Consider the following 21763-nt stretch of genomic DNA (forward strand, 5'->3'; position numbering starts at 1 on the left):
CCGGAGGGCAAATCCACCGCCGGCCTCGCCGCGATCAAGAACATCGCGGGCCGTCCTTCTAAACATGATTCAACCGAACGCTCGGGAACCGTGTTCGTCACGGGCCCTTTCATGGCGTTCCCCAACCCTAGAGACCAAAGATCAGCATGGCTGACGATATGAGCTTCAATCCGACGCGCGACGACTTCGAAGCGCTCCTCAACGACTCGATGGGCGGCCGCGACTTCGCGGAAGGCAGCGTCGTGAAGGGCAAGGTCGTCGGCGTCGAAAAGGACTTCGCGATCATCGACGTCGGTCTGAAGACCGAAGGCCGCGTCCAGCTGAAGGAATTCGGCGTCGACGAAAACGGCAAGGCCACGGTCAAGGCCGGCGACACCGTCGAAGTCTTCCTGGAACGCCTCGAAAACGCCATGGGCGAAGCGGTCATCAGCCGCGAAAAGGCCAAGCGCGAAGAAGCCTGGACCCGTCTGGAAGGCGTCTACGCCCGCAACGAACCCGTCATGGGCGCGATCGTCGGTCGCGTGAAGGGCGGCTTCACCGTCGACCTGGGCGGCGCCTCGGCCTTCCTGCCGGGCTCGCAAGTCGACATCCGTCCGGTCCGCGACGTCGGCCCGCTGATGGGCAAGGAACAGCCCTTCGCCATCCTGAAGATGGACCGTCCGCGCGGCAACATCGTCGTCTCGCGTCGCGCCATCCTGGAAGAAGCCCGCGCCGAGCAGCGCACCGAGCTGGTGTCGCAGCTGCAAGAGGGTGAGATCCGCGAAGGCGTCGTCAAGAACATCACCGACTACGGCGCGTTCGTCGACCTGGGCGGCATCGATGGCCTGCTGCACGTCACCGACATGAGCTGGAAGCGCGTCAACCACCCGAGCCAGGTGCTCGCCGTGGGCGACACCGTGAAGGTCCAGATCGTCAAGATCAATCCGGACACCCAGCGCATCAGCCTCGGCATGAAGCAGCTGCAGTCGGATCCGTGGGACGGCGTGGAAGCCAAGTACCCGGTCGGCGCCAAGTTCACGGGCCGCATCACCAACATCACCGACTACGGCGCCTTCGTGGAGCTGGAAGCCGGTGTCGAAGGCCTGGTGCACGTCTCGGAAATGTCCTGGACCAAGAAGAACGTCCACCCCGGCAAGATCGTCTCGACCTCGCAGGAAGTCGACGTGGTCGTGCTGGACGTCGATCCGTCCAAGCGTCGCGTCTCGCTGGGCCTGAAGCAGGCCCTGGCCAACCCGTGGGAAGCCTTCCTGGAAGCGCACCCGGTCGGCTCGGCCGTCGAAGGCGAAGTCAAGAACGCGACCGAATTCGGTCTGTTCATCGGCCTCGACAACGACATCGACGGCATGGTCCACCTGTCGGACATCGACTGGAGCGTTCCGGGCGAAGAAGCCATGGCCCGCTACAAGAAGGGCGACATGGTCAAGGCGAAGGTTCTCGACGTCGACGTCGAGAAGGAACGCATCTCGCTGGGCATCAAGCAGCTGGCCGGCGACCCGATGTCGGGCGACACCTTCCGCAAGAACCAGACCGTGACCGTCACCGTCACGGAAGTCACCTCGGGCGGCATCGAAGTCCGCTTCGGCGAGGACGACGCCCCGATGACCGCCTTCATCCGCAAGTCGGACCTGTCGCGCGATCGTCAGGAGCAGCGTCCGGAGCGCTTCGCCGTGGGTGACCGCGTCGACGCCCAGATCACCAACGTGGACAAGGCCGCGCGCCGCGTCTCGCTGTCGATCAAGTCGCTGGAAATGGCCGAAGAGAAGGAAGCCATCGAGCAGTTCGGCTCGTCGGACTCCGGCGCTTCGCTGGGCGACATCCTGGGCGCCGCTCTGCGTGAGCGCGCTTCCAAGGAATAGGCCTCTCCTCCTTGTGAGGTGAAGCTGACGGCGGCTGGAGCGATCCAGCCGCCGTTTTCTTTTTTCGCGCCGCCTTCCGCGCGGGCGTTTCCTTTCGCCGAAAACCCTGGCAAACTATTCAAGTTAAAGTTGTGTCGAGGGGCGCGCGTGCGGGGTCTCAAGTGGGCGGCGATCGCCGCGGTGTCGGGTTCGCTTTTGGCGGGGGCGGCGTTGGCCGACGACAAGCCCCTTTATGGCCCCCCGGCCAAGTGGGTGCGGGTGGCCGACATTCCACCGCCGCCCAAGGATGACCAGGCCCCCTCGACCCAGGTCCTGCTGGACGACAGCCAGTCCTGGCATGACGGAACCGGTTCGACCTTCTACACCCGCCGCGTCGTCAAGGTCCTGAGGTCCGAGGGACTGCAGGGCGGCTCGCGCTCTGTCACCTGGGATCCGGTGCGCGAAACGGTGACGCTCCACACCCTGGCCATCGTGCGGGACGGCCAGCGCATCGACCTTCTGAAGCAGGGCGAGGACGTACTGGTCCTGCGCCGCGAAAGGAACCTGGAACGCGCCATGCTGGACGGCCGCATGACCGCGTCGGTGCAGATCAAGGACCTGCGGGTCGGCGACGAGGTCGACTTCGCCTACACGCTCGAGCACCGCGAACCGCTGCTGGGCGGCCGCACGAACGACTTCGAACGGATGGGCTGGACCGGCGTCGCGGGCCGCTATCGCGCTCGCCTGCTATGGCCGGACGGGACGCCCCTGACCTGGCGCGCCACGGCGGCCTTCCCCACGCCCAAGGTCGACAAGTCCGGCGGCGTGAACGAACTGGTGGTCGACATCAACGACGCCAAACCCCCCAAGGCCCCTGTCGGCGCGCCGGCGCGCTTCCAGCGCCTCGGCATGCTGGAGGCGACGACCTATTCCGGCTGGGACGATATCTCTCGCCGCATGGCGCCGCTCTATGGCAAGGCGTCCGAGCTCTCGGCCGACTCGCCGCTGCGGGCCGAGGTCGCCGCGATCGCCGCCTCCAGCCCCGACCCCAAGGTCCGGGCCTTCAAGGCGCTGCAGCTGGTCGAGGACAAGACCCGCTACCTGTTCCTGGGCATGGGCGACGGCGGTTACAAGCCCGCCTCGGCGGACGAGACCTGGGCGCGCAAGTTCGGCGACTGCAAGGCCAAGACGGTGTTGCTGCTGGCTCTGCTGCGCGAACTGGGCGTCGCGGCTGAACCGGTGCTGGTGCAGACCGCCGGCGCCGATGGTCTGGACGAACGCGCGCCCTCCGCGTCGTTGTTCAACCACGTGCTCGTTCGCGCCCGCATCAACGGCAAGAGCTACTGGCTGGATGGAACCCGTTCGGGCGATATCGGCGGCATCGACGGCCAGCGTCCGCCGCCCTTCCGCTGGGGGCTGCCGGTGCGCGAGGCCGGCGCCACGCTGGAGGAGATCGTGCAGGCGCCGCTCTCCAGGCCCGAAACCGAGGGCAAGATCCACATCGACGCCTCGGGCGGCCTCGACAAGCCCGCGCCGAGCACCATGACCATGACCTTCCGAGGCGATGCCGGCCTGGCCCTGGCGCGCGCTCTGCGCACCACCCCGCGCGCCGATGTCGAGCGCGGCCTCAAGCAGCAGCTCTCGTCCAGCAGCAGCTGGCTCACGATCCAGACCATCGATTTCGACTTCGCTCCCGATGGGGTCGCCAAGGTGATGATCGCCGGCTCGGCCGATATGGACTGGCGGATGAACGACGATATCGGCGCCCGGGAATACAAGTTCCCCGGGTCGGGATCGGGCGCCGCCGCGACCTTCCCGCGCCGCGAGCCCGGCCCCAATGACGACGCGCCCTATGCGACGCCGTTCCCGACCTACAGCAGCGCGGTGGTCGAAATCGTGCTGCCCAACAAGGGCGAGGGCTTCTCGATCAAGGGCCTGAACTGGTCGGGGCGTCTGGCCAATAGCGAGATCGTCCGAACGGCCACCCTCACCAACGGGGTCGCGCGCTTCACCCAAAGCAATCGCTCCATCGGCCGCGAACTGCCGTTCAGCGAGGTCGAGGAAGCCAACAAGACCGCGCGACGGCTGGCCGCCGAGGGGGAGATCATCCGCGCGCCGAAGGGTTCTTAAGGGCTCGAATTAACCGAACCTCGTTCGAGAATCTTATGCAACCCCTTGAAGACTCAGCCGTCGTTGGGCAAAGGTCCGCTCGCGCCTTTCTCTCCCAGGGGCGTTCCGGGGATATCGATGATCAAGTCCGAACTCATCGCCAGGCTCGCGAATGAAAATCCGCACCTGACGCAGAAGGACGTCGAACGGGTAGTCGGCGTCATCCTGGAACGCATGATCGGCGCTCTGGAGGACGGCGGTCGCGTCGAGCTGCGCGGCTTCGGCGCCCTGTCGGTCCGATCGCGCCCCGCGCGCACCGGCCGCAATCCGCGCACCGGCGAGGCGGTCGAGGTCCGGGCCAAGCACGTGCCGTTCTTCAAGAGCGGCAAGGAGCTGCGCGCCCGCCTGAACGCGGACGGCGACGAATAACGGCAAACAATTCCAGGGGTTGACCCCGGGTCGCGAACGCCGTCAGCCTCCGAAGCTGTTTCGAGGCAGAGAGGGGTTCGCCATGAGCGTCGTCAAGGAATTCCGTGAGTTCATCGCCCGCGGCAACGTGATCGATCTAGCCGTCGGCGTGATCATCGGCGCGGCGTTCAACAGCATCGTCAAGAGCCTGGTCGACCAGGTGATCATGCCGCCGATCGGCCTGCTGACCGGCGGCCTTGATTTCGCCAAGCTGGAATGGGTGCTGCGGCCCGACAATCCCGCGACCGAGAAAATCGAGAAGGTGTCGATCCAATACGGCGCCTTCATCAACACCGTAATCCAGTTCTTCATCGTCGCGGTGGTGGTGTTCTTGCTGGTCAAGCTGGTCAACGAGATCCGCCGCAAGGACGCCGAGGAGCCCGCGCCCGCCGCGCCGCCGGCCCCGACGCCGGAAGAAAAGCTGCTGACCGAAATCCGCGACCTGCTGGCGACCAAGTCTTAGAAAGGGCGCGCTAGAGCCTTATTTTCCGCTCGAATGGAATCATTCGAGCGGAAAATAAGGCTCTAAATCAAACATTTAGAGCGTGATAACCGCCGAAACCGCTGACACTTTCGGCTATCACGCTCTAGGCTTGGCGTCCAGGACCGTGATCCTGGACGCCGCCTCCATCAGCGGGTCAAGGACGGGCTGTCCAGGTCCAGCTTGGCGGCCGGAATGACCGTGGCGTTCGGCGCGGCCTTGAGCAGCGCATCGCCCATGACCTTGGCGTCGCCGGCGACGATCACGCTCATCTGGGCCGGGTCCAGCTTGTCCTTGGCGAAGGCCTGCACCTCTTCCGGCGTCACGGCCTCGACCTTGGCGGCATAGGCTTGGATCTCGGTCAGCGGCACGCCGTAGATGGCGAGGTTGCCGAGGATGTTGGCCAGCCCCTCCGATGTGCCCAATTCGCGGCCATAGCTGCCGACCAGCACCGACTTGCGGGCCGAGAGCTCGTTCGCGGCGGCCGGTTCGGCGGCCAGGCGGGTGATCTCGGCGCGGGTTAGGCCGATGACCTCGCCGGCCGACTCGTTCTTGGTCTGCACCCGGGCCGAGAAGCCGCCGATGCGGCCTTGCGGCGTGAGGCTTGAGCCGGCGCCATAGGACAGGCCGCGCTTGATGCGGATTTCCTGGTTCAGGCGCGAGGAGAACCCGACGCCCAGCACCGTGTTGGCGACGACGCCTTGGTAATAGCGCGGGTCGGCGCGGGTGATCGCCGGCTTGGCCAGCACCACGGCCGCTTGGCCCGTACCTGGAAGGTCGATGACCAGGTTGCGGGGCGCGTAGGCGGTCGGCGCGGCGGGCGGCGTCGGCGGAGCGGCGGCGGGTTTCTTCCACGACCCGAACGCTTTTTCGGCCAGGGCGAAGCCGGCCTCGGGCGTCAGGTCGCCGGTCAGCACCAGCACCGCGTTGTCGGGCCGCCAGTAGGCGGCGTGGGTCTTGACCAGGTCGGCCGGCTTGATCCGAGGCAGCGAGCCCGGCGTGCCGCCGGCCACGTGGCCATAGGCCGAGCCGGCGTAGAGCAAGGGCGCCGTGGCGAAGCCGGCGAGGCTTCCGGGACGCTGGAACGAGACCGAAAGACCGTCGAGGGTCTCGGCGCGCACCCGCGCAAGCTCCTGGGGCGAGAAGGCCGGATGCTCGGCGACGTCGGCCATGATCGCCATGGCGGGCGTGGCGTTGCTGGCCGTGACGCTCAGGGTCAGGGAGGCGGCCTCCCAGCCCGAACCGGCTTCGAGATTGGCGCCTAGCGCCTCGATCTGGCGGGCGACATCGGTGGCCGAGCGGGTGGTGGTGCCCTCGGTCAGCAGTTCGGCCGTCAGGCTGGAGGTCCCGGCCAGGCCTTTCGGATCCGAGCTGGCGCCGCCCTTTACGGTCAGGTCGGCGGTGATCAGGGGCAGGTCGCTGGACTTGGCGACGATGACCCGCAGGCCGTTGGCGAGGGTCTTCTCGGCCGGTGTGGGCAGGACGGCGGCGACGGGCGCGCCGACCGGCGGCGGCTTCTGGCGCTCGGACTCGGGGGCGAGGGTGACAATTGGGCCGTCGTACTTGACCGAGGCGACCTTGGGGATCGGCGGCGTGGCGTCCTTTTCGCCGGCCGGTCGGTCCTTCTCCGGCAGATAGCGGATCACGGTGCGGCGGTCGTCGGCCAGATACTTCTGGGCCACGCGCTGGACATCGGCGGCGGTCACCGCCTGCAGGGCGGCCAGGTCCGTATTGGCCCGCGCCGCGTCACCCTCGACTTCCTGGGCGAAACCCAGGGCGAAGCCTCGGCCGTCGATCTCCTCGCGCTTGCGCACGGCGTCGGCCAGCAGGCCGGCCTTGGCCTCGGCCAGTTCGGCGGGGCTGACGCGCTGGTCTCGGACCCGGGCGACCTGGGCGCGCAGGGCGGCCTCGCCCTGGGCCACCGTCTTGCCGCCGGCCATCACGGCGCCGACATAGAAGATGCCCGGCTGGGCGTTGTTCGGCGCGTTGGAGAACACCGACTGGGCGATCTTCTGCTCGTAGACCAGGGTGTCATAGAGCCGCGATGACTTTCCGGCCGACAACACCGCGTCGAGAACGGTCAGGGCCGCGGCGTCCTTGTCGCGGGCCGACGGCGCCAGCCAGGTGATCGCCAGGGCCGGCAGCGGCACATTCGGGCCGTAGGTGTTGACGGTGCGCGGGCCGGATCGGGCGGGCTCGACCGCCGTGACCTGGGGGATCGGCGTCGAGGGCTTCTCGATCGGCGCGAAGTACTGGTCGATCATCGCGTCCAGTCGGGCCTGATCGAAATTGCCGACGACGATCAGGGTGGCGTTGTCGGGCCGGTAGTAGGTCTGGTGAAAGGCGCGGACGTCGTCGACCGTGGCCGCGTCCAGCTCCTCGATCGAACCGATGCCTGGGCGCTTGTAGGGGTGGGCGGCGTAGGACTGTTGCGGGATCGCCAGCGAGAAGAAACGGCCGTAGGGATCGGCCAGAACGCGCTGCCGCAGCTCTTCCTTCACGACGTCGCGTTCGGAAGCGAACACGGGCTGGTCGATGACCAGGGCCTTCAGGCGGTCGCTCTCGGCCCACAGGAGCCGTTCCAGATGATTGGCGGGGGCGACCTCGTAATAGTTGGTGAAGTCGTCCCAGGTGGAGGCGTTGTTGAAGCCGCCGACGTCCTCGGTCAGGCGGTCCAGCGTCTCGCTGGGCATGTTGCGGGTCGCCTTGAACATCAGATGTTCGAAGAGATGGGCGAAGCCCGAGCGGCCGTTGGGGTCGTCCTTGGAGCCGACGCCGTACCACATCTGCACCGAGACGTTGGGCGTGGTCGTGTCGCGCGAGGTGATGACTTTCAGGCCATTGGGCAGGACCCGCCGCTGGTAGACGATCGGGGGCGCGACGATCGGCGCGGCGACCAGGGCCTTGGACGCCGCCACGCTCGCGAGCTTCGGCTTGACCTTGGCTGGCGCCGCCATGACCAGCGGCGACAGCGCCGTCGTTGAAAGAGCGGCCGCCGCGAGGGCGAACTTGGCGGTGCGAAGCATGGGCGCGATAGCCTCCAAAAAGGGAACCGAGACCCTAGCACCTGCGACTTTCGGGTAAACCTTACCGAACCGTCATGCTTGGGCGGAACCGAACGGCGCCATCCGCATTAGGAACAGTTGTCTCGCCCCAGCATCCCCGCAGGGTCCGATACGCCCGGGGGGAAAGTGTCCGAATCGTCTCTGAGAGACCGACTGCGCGAGGCCACCGCGCAAGATCACGCGATCCTCGACGCCAGGGTCGCGGACTGGCGGATTGAAACGCCCGCCGGCTACGCCGCTTTCCTGCTCGCCTCCGCGATCGCCCTGACGCCGCTGGAGCTGGCTCTGGAGCGGGCCGGCGTCCAGACTTGGCTGCCGGACTGGCCGGTTCGCGCGCGGCGGGACGCCCTGGCGGCCGATCTCGCCGTTCTCGGCGTGGAGGTCCCCGCCTTCGAGCCGGCCTTCGTGCCCTCGCCGGACTTCGGCGCCGGGCTGCTCTACACCCTGGAAGGTTCGCGTCTGGGCGCTCGCGTCCTGGCGCGGCAGGCGCGCGGCGCCATGGATGATCCCCCGCTGGCCTACCTGACCCACGGCCAGGGTCGGCCGCTCTGGCGCGATTTCCTTACATGGCTGGAGAGCATACCCAAAGTCGGGTCGCGGACAGACGCCATCCAGGCCGGCGCGCGATATGGCTTTAACCGTTTCTCGGATGCGTTCGAGATTGTCCCCTCGCCCCAGGGCCTGAATGTCCGAGCCGTCGTCCATGACCGGGTTTGAGGTCGACCTGACGAACTGCGATCGCGAACCGATCCATATTCTCGGATCGGTGCAGCCGTTCGGCTTCCTGCTGGCCGTCAATTCCGACTGGGTGATCGTTCACGCCTCGACCTCGACCCTGCGCTATCTGGGCTTGGCGCCTGCCGACGTGCTGGACAAGCCGTTGAGCCAGGTCATGAGCGGCCACGCCATCCACGCGATCCGGGGGCGCTTGCAGGTGTTGCGCGGCGCCGACGCGGTCGAGCGGATGTTCGGGGTGCCGCTGACCGACGGCGGCGAGGACTTCGATCTTGCCCTGCACTATTCCGGTCGCCTGCTGATCATCGAGGGCGAGCCCAGCTTTGCCGACGCCCTGATCGAGGCCGCCTCGGCCGTGCGTTCCATGACCGCGCGCATCGTCGCGCGGCCCGACTTCGAGGGCTTCTGCCACGAGGCCGCCCGTCAGGTCCGGGCCCTGACCGAGTTCGACCGGGTGATGATCTATCGCTTCGGCCACGACGGGGCCGGAGAGGTGATCGCCGAGTCGGTTCGGCCCGGCATCGGCTCCTTCCTCGGGCAGCGCTATCCGGCGTCGGACATTCCGGTCCAGGCCCGCGCTCTCTACGAACGCAACTGGCTGCGCATCATCGCCGATGTCGACGCCGAGGTCTCGCCGATCGTCCCCGAGGTCAGCGTCTCGGGCGAACCGGTTGACCTGTCCATGAGCATGTTGCGCGCCGTCTCGCCGATCCACATCGAGTATCTGCGCTACATGGGGGTGGCGGCTTCGCTGTCGATCTCGATCCTGCGCGACGGCAAGCTGTGGGGTCTGTTCGCCTGCCACCACTACGCGCCCAAGCACATCAGCTATGAGCGCCGCACGGCCGCCGAACTGTTCGGCCAGCTGTTTTCCCTGACCCTGGAAAGCCGCGAACGCGAGGTCGAGACCCGGCGCCTGGCCGAGGCCCGCAATCTGCACGACCGCATGATGAACGCGGTGGTCAAGGCCAACCAGGGCGCCGACAGCCTTAGTCCCTATCTCGACGATCTGTGCCGCCTGGTGCACTGCGACGGTCTGGCCCTGTGGCTGGAGGGGCGGCTGACCCTGCGCGATTCCACCCCCGACGCCAGCGACGTCCATAGCCTGATCCGTCTGCTGAGGGAGAAGGACACCCACGCGGTCTTCGCGACCAGCGAGATCAGCGCTCTGATGCCCTCGGCGGCGGCCTGGGCCGCGAAGGCCGCCGGCATGATGGCCGTGCCCCTGTCGCGCGCGCCCCGCGACTACATGATCTTCTTTCGCAAGGAAGAGGCTCAAACGGTGGTTTGGGCGGGCAAGCCGGCCAAGCTGGTTCAGGTCGGACCGCTTGGCGACCGCCTGACGCCGCGCAAGAGCTTCGAGGCGTGGGAAGAGACCACGCGCGGCCAGAGCCGGCCGTGGACCGTGGTCGAGAGATCTCTGGCCGAGAGTATGCGCGCCAGCCTTCTGGAGATCGTCTTCCGGCTGACCGATCTGGCCGACGAGGAGCGCCAGCGCGCCAACCAGCGTCAGGAACTGCTGATCGCCGAACTGAACCACCGGGTGCGCAACATCCTGGGTTTGATCCGTGGTCTGATCAGCCAGACCCGCTCCGGCGTCGCTAGCGTCGAGGAGTTCGCCGAGGTGGTCGGCGGGCGGGTCCAGGCCCTGGCCCGCGCCCATGATCAGATCACCCGTCATCAATGGGGGCCGGGGGCGCTCAGCGATCTGATCACCGCCGAGGCCGAGGCCTATCTGTCGAACAAGGCCGAGCGCGTAACGCTGACCGGCGCGCCGATCGCCCTGGCGCCGGACGCGTTTTCGATCTTGTCGCTGGTCATCCACGAACTGATGACCAACTCGGCGAAGTACGGCGCCCTTTGCGACCAGCGCGGCCAGGTCGGAATCGACTGGACCCGCGACGCCAAGGGCGACCTGATCATCGATTGGCGCGAGCGGGACGGCCCGCCCGTCAAACCGCCGACCCGGAGGGGCTTCGGCTCGACCATCATCGAGCACTCGATCCCCCATGACTTGAATGGCGAGGTCAGCCTCGACTACCGGCCCGAGGGCTTCCAGGCCCGAATCCGCATCCCGGGCCGCTATGTCACCAGCGAGGGCGTGGTCGCGACCGTGAAGCCGGCGCGGCGCGCCGAGACGCCGGTGCGAGCGCCCGATCGGATGCTGGTGGTCGAGGACAACATGATCATCGCGCTGGATCTCGAAGACATGCTGACTCGGCTGGGGGTCAAGTCCATCACCCTGGCCTCCAGCGTGGCCCAGGCCCTGGACGCCCTGGCCGAGGACATGCCGCCCTTCGCCATCCTGGACGTCAATCTGGGCCACGAGACCAGCTTCCCGATCGCGAAGGCCCTGCAAGACGCCGGCGTGCCGTTCGCCTTCGGCACGGGCTTTGGCGACAGCGCGGCGTTTCCCGACCGCTTCAAGGACGCGCCCGTGCTGCAGAAACCCTACAGCGCCGAGGCCTTGGCCGGGCTGTTCTAGTCGAGGATGAACCGCGCTCGCTGCTCGTCCGTCGGGATCCGGCAGCGATCCCTCTTCCCCAGAAGCCGATAGCGGTTGGCCGCGATCCAGTCATAGGCGGCGTCGGCGGGACCGCGCGGCAGGCGGTCGACGACGGCCAGCCAACGCCACGGCGCGGGCAGTCTGCGCAACAGCGCGGCGACGGCGGCGGTCTTGGTCAGCGGGCGGCCGCGATCGAAGAACAGGAAGCTCTCGGGCGCGTCGGGGTCCAGGCCGTGGGTCAAGGCGAGCTGCCGGCCGTAGGGTGACTCGATCGGCGTGAAGCGGATGACGCCCGCGCGGTCCAGCCGCAGCACGGTCCGCACCGCGCCGTCGCACAGGTGGCAGACGCCATCGAACAGCATAAGGCCGTCGGGGCTCATCCGGCCTCACACTCGCGCCGCAGGGCCTTCAGCGAGGCGGGGACGTCGCGGCGCATCATGCCGCTGATCAGGCGGGCGGGAACCGCGAAGGGGGCGGTGGCCCACAGATCGTAGGTGACCCGGGTGCGCGCGCCGCCGTCCAGGGGCTCCAGCGTCCAGCTTCCCTCGCAAGCGCGGATGTCGCCGCCGATGCAGGTGAATCCGACCCGCCGGTCGGGCTCCAGCGTCACGCGCGAGGTCGAGCGTAGGGTGGGCATGAAGAAGGTCCACTTGACCGCGTGCTCGCGGATCTCGGTCCCGTCCGGCGCGCGCGAGACGACGCGGCAGTGTTTGACGCCCGGACTCATCCGGGCGGCCCGATCGCAGTCGAGGATGATGCGGAACACGACCGCCGGCGGGGCGGCGATATCGATGCTGGCGTGGACCACGCCACGGCCCTGGTCGTCGGCATGGGCCTCGACCGCGACGCCGTCGTCCTTCACCGCGAATTCGGTGGCCGCCTCCGCGGGTTGGGCGAGGACGAGCAGGACGAGAAGGGAGACCAACCGGCGCATTACCTGGAGGCTAACGCGCCGGTGTGGCTTTCGTCAGGCGCCCGCGCGGTTTTTCACCAGGTCGTCGACCACCGACGGATCGGCCAGGGTCGAGGTGTCGCCCAGGTTCTCCAGCTCGTTTTCGGCGATCTTGCGCAGGATGCGGCGCATGATCTTGCCCGAGCGGGTCTTGGGCAGGCCCGGCGCCCACTGGATGACGTCCGGCGTGGCGATCGGTCCGATCTCGCGGCGGACCCAATCGATCAGCTCCTTGCGCAGGCTTTCCGACGCCTCGACGCCCGCGTTGAGGGTGACGTAGCAATAGATGCCCTGGCCCTTGATCGGGTGCGGATAGCCGACGACCGCGGCCTCGGCGACCCGGGGGTGCGCGACCAGGGCGCTCTCGACCTCGGCCGTGCCCAGGCGGTGGCCGGAGACGTTGAGCACGTCGTCGACGCGGCCGGTGATCCAGTAGTAGCCGTCGGCGTCCCGCCGGCAGCCGTCGCCGGTGAAGTACTTGCCGGGGTAGGTCGTGAAATAGGTCTCGATGAACCGCTGATGGTCGCCATAGACCGTGCGCATCTGGCCCGGCCAGCTATCGGTCAGGACGAGGTTGCCCTCGGTCGCGCCTTCCAGCACGACCCCCTCGGCGTCGACCAGCTCGGGCTTGACGCCCGGCATCGGACCGCAGGCCGAACCGGGCTTCAGCGCGTCGGCGCCGGGCAGCGGGGTCATCAGTGTTCCACCCGTCTCGGTCTGCCACCAGGTGTCGACGATGGGGCAGCGGCTCTCGCCGACCACGCGGTGATACCAGAGCCAGGCCTCGGGATTGATCGGCTCGCCCACGCTGCCCAGCAGGCGCAGCGAGGCGCGCGAGGTCCGCTCGACCGGCGCCTCGCCTTCGCGCATCAAAGCGCGCAGGGCCGTCGGGGCGGTGTAGAAGATCTCGACCTTGTGCTTGTCGATCACCTGCCAGAACCGGCTGTTGCAGGGATAGTTCGGCACGCCCTCGAACATCACGCTGGTCGCGCCGTTCGCGAGCGGGCCATAGACGATGTAGGTGTGGCCGGTGACCCAGCCGATGTCGGCCGTGCACCAGTAGACCTCGCCGGGCCGGTAGTCGAACACCGCTTCATGGGTCCAGCTGGCCCAGACCAGATAGCCGCCGGTCGTGTGCAGCACGCCCTTGGGTTTGCCCGTCGAGCCCGACGTGTAGAGGATGAACAGCGGGTCCTCGGCGTTCATCGGCTCGGGCGCGCAATGGATCGAGGCCTTGGCGGCGGCGTGTTCGTAGATGATGTCGCGGCCGGCGGTCAGGGGCACATGAGCGCCCGTGCGGGTGACGACCAGCACCTTTTCAACGCCCGGACAATGGGCCAGGGCGGCGTCCACATTGGCTTTCAAAGGAATCCGCTTGCCGCCGCGCACGCCCTCGTCGGCGGTGATGACCAGCTTGGAGTCGCAGTCGTTGATGCGGCCTGACAGGCTGTCGGGGGAGAAGCCGGCGAACACCACCGAATGGACGGCCCCGATCCGCGCGCAGGCCAGCATGGCGTAGGCGGCCTCGGGGATCATCGGCAGATAGATCGTCACCCGGTCGCCCTTGGTCACGCCTTGGGCCTTGAACACGTTGGCCATCCGGCAGACCTGCTCGTGCAGCTCGGCATAGGTGATCTTGCGCGAGGCGGCCGGGTCGTCGCCTTCCCAGATCAACGCCACATCGTTGGCGCGGTGGCGCAGGTGGCGGTCGATGCAGTTGGCCGAGACGTTGAGGACCCCGTCCTCGTACCAGCGGATGCGGAAATCCTCGGTCCGGAGAGAGACGTCCTTGATCTTGGTGGGCGGGGTGATCCAGTCCAGACGCCCGGCCAGATCCTTCCAATAGCCATGCGGATCTTCGTCGGCGCGACGGCGCGCGGCCGCCAGGGCCTCGGCGTTCACATGGGCGCGCTCCGCCCAGGCCTTAGGAACCGGAAACAGCATACCGTCGCTCACCTGCGCTACTCCCTTTTATTATTGGCGCGGAATTAGGCGAAGCCAACCGCCCGACGCAAGAAGACCAATAAGGTTTCTCGCGTCGAACGGCCGGCGTCGGGTTTCGCGCGGGATCAGAAGAAGCCGAGGGCCTTGGCGCTGTAGCTGACCAGCATGTTCTTGGTCTGCTGATAGTGGTCCAGCATCATCTTGTGGGTCTCGCGGCCCACGCCCGACTGCTTGTACCCGCCGAAGGCCGCGTGGGCGGGATAGGCGTGATAGCAGTTGGTCCACACGCGGCCGGCCTCGATTCCCCGCCCGAAGCGGTAGCAGCGGTTGGCGTCGCGGCTCCATACGCCGGCGCCGAGGCCGAAGGCGGTGTCGTTGGCGATCGCCAGGGCTTCTTCCTCGGTCTTGAAGGTCGTGACGGCCAGGACCGGGCCGAAGATCTCCTCCTGGAAGATCCGCATCTTATTGTGGCCCTCGAACACGGTCGGCTCGACATAGTAGCCGTCGGCCAGTTGGCCCGGCAGGATCGTGCGCTTGCCGCCAGTCAGCAGCTTGGCGCCTTCATTACGGCCGATGTCCATATAGCTGAGGATCTTATTCAGCTGCTCCTCGGAGGCCTGTGCGCCGATCATGGTGGCGGGATCCAGCGGGCTGCCCTGAACCACGGCCTGGACGCGCTTGAGCGCCCTTTCCATGAATTTCTGGTAGATCGACTCCTGGACCAGCGCCCGGCTAGGGCAGGTGCAGACCTCGCCCTGGTTCAGGGCGAACATCGTGAAGCCCTCCAGCGCCTTGTCCAGATAGTCGTCGTCCTCGCGCGCCACGTCTTCGAAGAAGATGTTCGGCGATTTGCCGCCCAGTTCCAGGGTCACCGGGATCAGGTTCTGGCTGGCGTACTGCATGATCAGCCGGCCGGTCGAGGTCTCGCCGGTGAAGGCGATCTTGGCGATGCGCGGGCTGGACGCCAGCGGCTTGCCGGCCTCGACCCCGAAGCCGTTGACGATGTTCAGCACCCCGGCCGGCAGCAGATCGCCGATCAGCTCCGCCCAGACCATGATCGAGGCCGGGGTCTGTTCGGCGGGCTTCAGCACCACGCAGTTGCCGGCCGCCAGGGCCGGCGCAAGCTTCCAGCAAGCCATCAGCAGCGGGAAGTTCCACGGAATGATCTGGCCGACCACGCCCAGCGGCTCGTGGAAGTGATAGGCGATGGTGTCGTGGTCGATCTCCGAGATCGAGCCTTCCTGCGAGCGCAGGCAGCCGGCGAAGTAGCGGAAGTGGTCGATGGCCAGCGGGATGTCGGCGGCCATGGTCTCGCGAATGGGCTTGCCGTTGTCCCAGGTCTCGGCGGTGGCCAGGACCTCGAGATTCTCTTCCATGCGGTCGGCGATGCGCAGCAGGATGCGCGAGCGGTCGGTGGCGCTGGTCTTGGCCCAGGCGGCCTTGGCGGCGTGGGCGGCGTCCAGGGCGCGCTCGATGTCGACGTCCTGCGACCGTGCGATCTCGCAGATCTTTCGGCCGTGGATCGGCGAGCTGTTGTCGAAATAGCGGCCATCGGTCGGCGCGACCCACTGGCCGCCGATGAAGTTGTCGTAGCGGGCCTTGAACGGCGGACGCGACAGGGACTCGATGAATTCGGGCTTGGTCATGGGCTTCCTCCGGGCGCCAATGATCGGCGTCTGTTGGAAGCGAGTTTGGCGTCGTCGGTCGAAGGTCGGCGCCGGGGTCGAAGCCCGCGCCTCTCCGAACTGTCTCACATTCGAGACAGGTTCAGTGGAATTCCCGCCCGCGCGCCAGGTCCAGGCGTTTGAGCTTGCGATTCAGCGTGGCGCGGGACAGGCCCAGGACCGCCGCCGCGGCCGACACGTTGCCGCCGGTCTGTGTCAGGGCTCGGCGGACGGCGGCGCGCTCGGCTTCGTTGAGGTCGGCGGTGCGGTCGGGCGACGGAAGACCCTTGCGCAGGGTCTCGTCGGTCAGCTTCAGGGCGATGCGCGCCGCGCGGCTGGCGCCGATGACCAGGTCGTCGCCGTCCACCGCCAGCATCGGCGTCGAGGCCCGGTCGGCGCTCGCGTCGGGCAGGAGCACGATCCGCGCCTTCGGGAAGGCTTCGCGAAAGGCGCGCGCCTCGATGCGGCGGGCGGCGTCGGTGACCGCCCGCTCGATCAGGCCCGTGAGTCCCTCGAGGCCCGGGCGGCAGGAGGAGACGTCCAGCGCCCCGGCCAGCCGGCCCGCGGCGTCGAACAGCGGCGCGACCGTGCAGGACAGGCCGATATTGCGCGTGTGGAAATGTTGGTCGCGATGGATGGTCAGCACGCGCTGCTCGGCGATGCAGGTGCCAATGCCGTTGGTGCCCTCGCGCGCTTCGCTCCACATGGCGCCATTCCAAAGGCCCCAGCGGCGAAACACCGGATCGTCGGCGGCTACGCCTCGGCGATCGACCGGAACGCCCTCGGCATTGGTCAGCAGCACGCAGCAGCCCCCGTCGCCGACCGCCTGGAAAAGGGCGTCGAGATTGTCCTGGGCCGCGGCCAGCAGTGATCCCATCTGGTCCTGGGCCGCGCGCAACTCGGCCTCGGAGAGAATTTCGGGCGGCTTGCGGTTTTCCGGGTCAAGGTGGTGCTGGGTCAGGCTGCGACGCCACGAGGCGGCCAGCGGCGTGGCCGCGCCGTCGCGCAGCACCGACAGGACCTTCTCGGCATGGCCAGGATCGGCCATTGCTTTCCTCCTCGACCGGCGAACCGGCTTATGCCGCAACATGACGCCGCGACGGCGTCGGACGCAAGTGTGACATTTTGGGGTCGGCTCGCTTTGGGTTTGGGCGTAAAGGGTCCGGACTTTCCAAGGAGCGTCCCATGCTGTTGGCCCTGTCCGCCTGGCCCGAGATCGAAGAGCGCCTGAAGACCAGCACCAGCGTGGTGGTCCCGATCGGTTCGAACGAGCAGCACGGCCCGACCGGCCTGCTGGGCACCGACTGGCTTTGCCCGGAGATCATCGCCCACGAGGCCAGCAAGCGGGCGGCGGACAAGATCCTGGTCGCGCCGACCTTCAATATCGGCATGGCCCAGCATCACCTGGCCTTTCCGGGCACGATCTTCCTGCGCCCCTCGACCTTCATCGCCGCGATCGGCGACTGGGTGCGGTCGCTGAGCGCCCACGGCTTCACGCGCATCTATTTCCTGAACGGCCACGGCGGCAATGTTGCCTCGATCGAGGCCGCGTTTTCGGAGATCTACGCCGACTACAGCTTCCGCCAGCAGCGCGCGCCGTTCGCCCTGAAGTTGAAGAACTGGTGGGACCTGGCCGGCGTCAACGCTCTGGCCAACCGCCAGTTTCCGACCGGTCATGGCAGCCACGCCACGCCGTCGGAGATCGCCGTGACCCAGTGGGCCTATCCCGAGAGGATCAAGACGGCGGCCTATTCGCCCCAGATCGCCCCGACCGGCCCGATCCGCGAAGCCCTGGATTTCCGCGCCCGCTACGCCGACGGCCGTATGGGCTCCGACCCCGCGCAGGCGACGCCCGAGAAGGGCGGCGAGCTGGTTGATCTCGCGGTCAAGTCCCTGCTCGAGGACCTGGCCGCCTTCTCAGCGGAGACGGCGCCTGCCTAACACTTCCAGCTCCAAACATGCCGCCCGCTAGGGTTTTGCCGTGTGCCGGGCGGCCATGATCTCGCCGATGACCGAGACCGCCACCTCGAACGGGGCCTTGCCGCCCAGGTCCAGGCCGATCGGGGCGCGGAGCTTGGCCAGGTGGCGGTCCGTCAGCCCCGCCGCTTTCAGCCGCGCCAGCCGCTCGGGCAGCCGCCGTCGCGCGCCCAGCAACCCGACATAGGGCGCGGGCGAGGGCAGGGCCGTCATCAGGGCCGCGTGGTCCAGCTCCAGGTCATGTCCGCAGACGGCGACGGCGGTCCAGGCGTCGAGCCCGATCGCTGCCAGCGCCGTCGCCGCGTCTTCGCGTCGATAGGCGACGCCAGGCAGCGGCGGCGGATCGACCGGTCCCTTGGGGCGGACCAGCACCGTCTCGAAACCCGATTGCGCGCCAAGGCTCGCCACCGCCAGCGCCGTCGGATCGCCGCCCAGCACGATCAGCCGGGGGGCGGGATCGTAGGCGCGCTCGAACGCGCCGGGCCAGACGACTTGCGGCGTCTCGGCGCACAGCCGGCGCGCGCCATCCGTCACCCAGAAGGCGGGCGCCCGGCACGTGGCCAGGTCCAGCAGGACTCGGACGGCCGGGTCGTCGGGCGCGATCCTCTCAACCAGGATCTCGATCCGCGCGCCGCACAGCAGGCGAATATCGGGCCACGGACTGCCCTCGCCATAGACGAGGCGGCGGGGCTGGCCGTCGGCCAGACAGGCTCGGGCATGGCGCTCGACATCGGCCTCGATGCAGCCGCCGGACAAGAAGCCGGAAACAATTTCGTCGCCGAAGACCATCTGGGTCCCGACCGGGCGAGGCCCGCCGTCGCCCAAGGCGACGATGGTGGCCAAGGCGGCGGGGCCGCGCGAAAGGGCCTCCGCCAAGGCGGGACGGGCGTCGTCGGCCATTCCATGCATCGGCCAGGCGCCGTCGGTGCGGTTTGAAGTCATCGGGGCGACATTAACGCCTCGGCAAGTTTCCAGAAACCGGATGTTCAAACCTTGGCGCGTAACGTCGCGATCTGTTGTTGTGTTCGCGCACGGATGGCGATGTCCATTTCGGTCTCAAAACTCGGTCTGGCCGCGGCCCAGTTCGGCCTCGACGGCGGAAGTTCGTCGGCGCCGCGCGGTCGCTCGCCCGAAGCCGAGGCGCGCGACATCCTGAACATCGCCGCCCGCGCGCGCCTGTCGGTGCTCGACGCCTCCGGCCTGTTCGCCCGCGCCGAGACGCTGGTGGGCGACCTGATTCCGCGTCCGACGCCGTTCCGCGTTTGCCTGGCCGCCGCCCGCGCCGATCGCGGCGCCGACTTCGTCGAGACTGAGGCCCGCGCGACCTTGCGCCGCCTGGGCGTCGAACGCGCCGACGCCATCATCGTCCACTCGCCGGCGGAGCTCTGCGGTCCCCATGGTCCGGCGCTCTGGGACCGGCTGCATCGGCTGAAGGACCAGGGCCTGTTCGCCAAGATCGGCGTCTCCGCCCACGCCACCGACGATCCCATCGGCGTCGCCCGGCGCTTCAAGCCCGACATTCTTCAGGCCCCGGCCAGCCTGCTCGACCAGCGTCTGCTGGCCGACGGCTCGCTGCAACGCATCGCCGGCATGGGCGTCGAGGTGCACCTGCGCTCGATCTTCCTGAACGGCCTGCTCTTCCTGCCGCCCGATCGCGTCCCTGCCCAGTTGAAGGGCGCTTCGGGACGTCTTTCGCGGGTGCGCCGGATGATCGCCGAGGGCCGTTCGGACCCGCTGCAGGCCGCCCTGGGCTTCGCCCTGTCGCGACCCGAGGGCTCGGCCGTGATCGTCGGCGTCAACTCGGCCGCCGAACTGTCGGCCGTGGTCGCCGCCGCGTCCAGCCCGCCGCCGGACCTGGACTGGGACGAGATGGCGATCGACGATCCCGTCGCGCTCGACCCGCGACGTTGGGTCGCCTGACCAACCGCTAGAATCGAACGCGACAGTGTGCGTCGCCAGCGCGTCCGCGCGTCCGCGCGCCTGCCCCGCCGGCGGCGCAAGTCGATTCATCTCCTGTAAGCTTTTGATTCACTTGAGTTTCAAGAAGTTCGCCTAGGCTGTTCCCAAACTAGGGAGACGCGTCATGATCCTCGCCGTCCTGCAGGCCCGCATGGGGTCGACCCGCTTGCCGGGCAAGTCGATGGCCACGCTGCGGGGCGAACCGATGATCGTGCGCCAGCTGGAGCGCCTGCGCGGCGCGCGAACCCTGTCCAAGATCATTGTCGCCACCAGCGCCGACCGGGTCGACGACGCCCTGGCCGGCTTTCTGGTCTCGCGCGGCCACACCGTCCATCGCGGCGCGGGCGCCGACATTCTGGCCCGCATCGCGCGCTGCGCCGAGGCGATCAGCGCGGTCAGCCATGTGGTGCGCCTGAAGGGGGACGCGCCCTTCATGGACCCCGGCGTGATCGACGACGCCGTCCGGATGGCCCTGGCCAGCGGCGCCGACTACACCTCCAACCGGGTCCAACGCAGCTTCCCTGCCGGTCTCGATGTCGAGGTGATCAAGGTCGGCGCCCTGCGCGAGGCCGCCGCCGAGGCCCGCGACCCGATGGCCCGCATCTCGCCGACGGCCGCGATCCGCGAGCGGCCCCAGCGCTGGAGCCAGGCGCACCTGATGGCGCCTCGGGACTGGTCGCGGCTCGACTGGCGGGTCAAGACCGCCGCCGACCTGGCCTTCGCCCGGTCGGTCTACGACGCCTTGCATCCGGTCGACCCGGATTTCCGCATGGGCGACGTCCTGGACTTGGTCGAGAGCCGCCAGGACATCGCCCGCTTCGCGGCCTGAATTTTCGTTCGATCTCTCCCAAAACCTAAAAGGGCGCTGCGCGAGACCCGCGCGGCGCCCTTCTTTTGTCTGGCTGGGCCCGAAGTTCTACTTCCAGGCGCCGTAGGGGTCGATCGAGGTTTTGCCCAGGGCCTCGGCCACGGCCGGGTGGGTCAGTTCGCCGGCCAGGACGTTGAGGCCGCGCGCCAGGTGGACATTGGTCTTCAGCGCGTCCAGACCCTTGTCGGCCAGGGCCAGGCCGAACGGCAGGGTGGCGTTGCCGAGGGCTTCCGACGAGGTGCGCGGCGCGGCGCCCGGCATGTTGGCCACGCAGTAGTGGACGACGCCGTCGACCGTATAGGTCGGCTCGGCGTGGGTGGTCGGCTTGCTGGTCTCGAAGCAGCCGCCCTGGTCGATCGAGACGTCGACCAGCACCGAGCCGGGCTTCATCTGCTTCAGGTGCTCGCGGCGCACCAGCTTGGGGGCGGCGGCGCCGGCGGTCAGCACCGCGCCGATCACGACGTCGGCCTTGAGGATCTCTTCCTCGACGGCGGCGAAGGTCGAATAGCGGGTCAGGATGCGGCCTTGATAGAGGTCGTCCAGTTCGCGCATCCGGGGGATCGAGCGCTCCAGAACCACGACCTCGGCGCCGAGACCGGCGGCCATGCGGGCGGCGTTCGAGCCGACCACCCCGCCGCCCAGCACGGCGACGCGGGCCGGCGGCACGCCGGGCACGCCGCAGAGCAAGAGGCCCATGCCGCCATTGTGCTTCAGCAGCGTCTCGGCCGCCGAGAAGACGGCGATCCGGCCGGCCACTTCCGACATCGGGGCCAGCAGCGGCAGGCCGCCCTTGGCGTCGGTGACGGTCTCGTAGGCGATGGCGGCCGCGCCGCTCTTCAGCAGGCCTTCGGTCTGGGCCGGATCGGGCGCCAGGTGGAGGTAGGTGAACAGGATGTGGCGAGGTTCGAGCTTTTCCCACTCGACCTTCTGCGGTTCTTTGACCTTCACGATCATGTCCGAGCCGGCGAAGACCGCGGCGGCGTCGGGGGCGATGGTCGCGCCCGCCTTGACATAGACGTCGTCGGCATAGCCGGCGCCCAGGCCCGCGCCCGATTGGACGAGGACGGTGTGGCCGTGGCCGACATATTCACGAACGGCCGTGGGAGTCAGGCCGACCCGGTGCTCGCCCGGCTTGATCTCGGAAGGGACGCCAACGCGCATGATGCTTTCCTCCAAAAGCGCTTTGAACCCGGTTTACGC

At 68.1% G+C, this 21763-nt stretch carries 16 protein-coding genes and 1 pseudogene; 9 read left to right on the top strand and 8 right to left on the bottom strand.

From position 1 onward, the window contains the following. The first annotated feature begins 146 nt into the window (after positions 1-146). The 4 genes from rpsA to mscL all read left to right on the top strand — a co-directional run bounded on the left by rpsA (position 147) and on the right by mscL (position 4875). Positions 147-1856, top strand: coding sequence for a 30S ribosomal protein S1 (gene rpsA / locus FCU40_RS01530; RefSeq protein WP_004617138.1), 1710 nt, complete (start codon positions 147-149; stop codon positions 1854-1856). 147 nt (positions 1857-2003) lie between these two features. After that, entirely contained in the window at positions 2004-3965 is a 1962-nt protein-coding gene (locus tag FCU40_RS01535; protein WP_168072426.1) for a DUF3857 domain-containing protein, read from the top strand. Positions 3966-4082: 117 nt separating this feature from the next. Further along, on the top strand, positions 4083-4373 hold the full coding sequence (locus tag FCU40_RS01540; protein WP_004617135.1) for an integration host factor subunit beta: 291 nt from the start codon (positions 4083-4085) through the stop codon (positions 4371-4373). Between the two features lie 82 nt (positions 4374-4455). Beyond that, the gene (gene mscL, locus FCU40_RS01545; RefSeq protein ID WP_168072427.1) at positions 4456-4875 is read left to right on the top strand and encodes a large-conductance mechanosensitive channel protein MscL; all 420 of its coding nucleotides are present in this window, start codon (positions 4456-4458) and stop codon (positions 4873-4875) included. Between the two features lie 167 nt (positions 4876-5042). Here mscL and FCU40_RS01550 read toward each other — a convergent pair whose 3' ends face one another. Then, entirely contained in the window at positions 5043-7919 is a 2877-nt protein-coding gene (locus FCU40_RS01550) for a pitrilysin family protein (protein ID WP_168072428.1), read from the bottom strand. A 165-nt stretch (positions 7920-8084) separates the two neighbouring features. On the opposite strand from FCU40_RS01550, the gene FCU40_RS01555 reads away from it, so the two are divergent. Continuing rightward, positions 8085-8675 carry a biliverdin-producing heme oxygenase gene (locus FCU40_RS01555; RefSeq protein ID WP_168072429.1) on the top strand — a complete coding sequence of 197 codons (591 nt, stop codon included), beginning with the start codon at positions 8085-8087 and terminating at the stop codon, positions 8673-8675. Next, positions 8662-11178 (top strand): HWE histidine kinase domain-containing protein, encoded by a 2517-nt coding sequence (locus FCU40_RS01560; RefSeq protein WP_241693527.1) that lies wholly within the window; start codon positions 8662-8664, stop codon positions 11176-11178. Before FCU40_RS01555 ends, FCU40_RS01560 begins: the two co-directional genes overlap by 14 nt. On the opposite strand, the gene FCU40_RS01565 is transcribed toward FCU40_RS01560, so the two are convergent. The 5 genes from FCU40_RS01565 to FCU40_RS01585 all read right to left on the bottom strand — a co-directional run bounded on the left by FCU40_RS01565 (position 11175) and on the right by FCU40_RS01585 (position 16807). Then, the gene (locus FCU40_RS01565) at positions 11175-11579 is read right to left on the bottom strand and encodes a thiol-disulfide oxidoreductase DCC family protein (protein ID WP_168072431.1); all 405 of its coding nucleotides are present in this window, start codon (positions 11577-11579) and stop codon (positions 11175-11177) included. The genes FCU40_RS01560 and FCU40_RS01565 overlap by 4 nt on opposite strands. Continuing rightward, positions 11576-12133, bottom strand: coding sequence for an SRPBCC family protein (locus FCU40_RS01570; RefSeq protein ID WP_168072432.1), 558 nt, complete (start codon positions 12131-12133; stop codon positions 11576-11578). The genes FCU40_RS01565 and FCU40_RS01570 overlap by 4 nt, the downstream gene beginning before the upstream one ends. A gap of 33 nt (positions 12134-12166) precedes the next feature. Further along, positions 12167-14095 carry an acetate--CoA ligase gene (gene acs / locus FCU40_RS01575; RefSeq protein WP_004617112.1) on the bottom strand — a complete coding sequence of 643 codons (1929 nt, stop codon included), beginning with the start codon at positions 14093-14095 and terminating at the stop codon, positions 12167-12169. Between the two features lie 125 nt (positions 14096-14220). After that, positions 14221-15741, bottom strand: a complete 1521-nt coding sequence (gene adh / locus FCU40_RS01580) for an aldehyde dehydrogenase (protein WP_168072434.1) — start codon at positions 15739-15741, stop codon at positions 14221-14223. A gap of 121 nt (positions 15742-15862) precedes the next feature. Further along, positions 15863-16807: a GAF domain-containing protein gene (locus tag FCU40_RS01585; protein WP_168072436.1), complete on the bottom strand. Its 945-nt coding sequence runs from the start codon at positions 16805-16807 to the stop codon at positions 15863-15865. Between the two features lie 137 nt (positions 16808-16944). On the opposite strand from FCU40_RS01585, the gene FCU40_RS01590 reads away from it, so the two are divergent. Then, on the top strand, positions 16945-17700 hold the full coding sequence (locus FCU40_RS01590; protein ID WP_168072438.1) for a creatininase family protein: 756 nt from the start codon (positions 16945-16947) through the stop codon (positions 17698-17700). Positions 17701-17727: 27 nt separating this feature from the next. On the opposite strand, the pseudogene FCU40_RS01595 reads toward FCU40_RS01590, so the two are convergent. Next, positions 17728-18785: pseudogene (locus tag FCU40_RS01595) on the bottom strand (XdhC family protein). Between FCU40_RS01595 and FCU40_RS01600 the strand changes: the two are divergent. Both FCU40_RS01600 and FCU40_RS01605 read left to right on the top strand, forming a co-directional pair. Continuing rightward, positions 18778-19656 (top strand): bifunctional regulator KidO, encoded by an 879-nt coding sequence (locus FCU40_RS01600; RefSeq protein WP_168072442.1) that lies wholly within the window; start codon positions 18778-18780, stop codon positions 19654-19656. The pseudogene FCU40_RS01595 and the gene FCU40_RS01600 overlap by 8 nt on opposite strands. Positions 19657-19819: 163 nt before the next feature. Further along, positions 19820-20524 (top strand): NTP transferase domain-containing protein, encoded by a 705-nt coding sequence (locus FCU40_RS01605; protein WP_168072443.1) that lies wholly within the window; start codon positions 19820-19822, stop codon positions 20522-20524. 87 nt (positions 20525-20611) lie between these two features. Here the strand turns inward: FCU40_RS01605 and ald are convergent, their stop codons facing one another. Continuing rightward, the gene (gene ald, locus FCU40_RS01610) at positions 20612-21724 is read right to left on the bottom strand and encodes an alanine dehydrogenase (RefSeq protein ID WP_168072445.1); all 1113 of its coding nucleotides are present in this window, start codon (positions 21722-21724) and stop codon (positions 20612-20614) included. Positions 21725-21763 lie beyond the last annotated feature (39 nt).

The sequence above is a fragment of the Caulobacter sp. SSI4214 genome, from assembly GCF_012184455.1.
In the GTDB taxonomy this organism is placed as follows: domain Bacteria; phylum Pseudomonadota; class Alphaproteobacteria; order Caulobacterales; family Caulobacteraceae; genus Caulobacter; species Caulobacter vibrioides_E.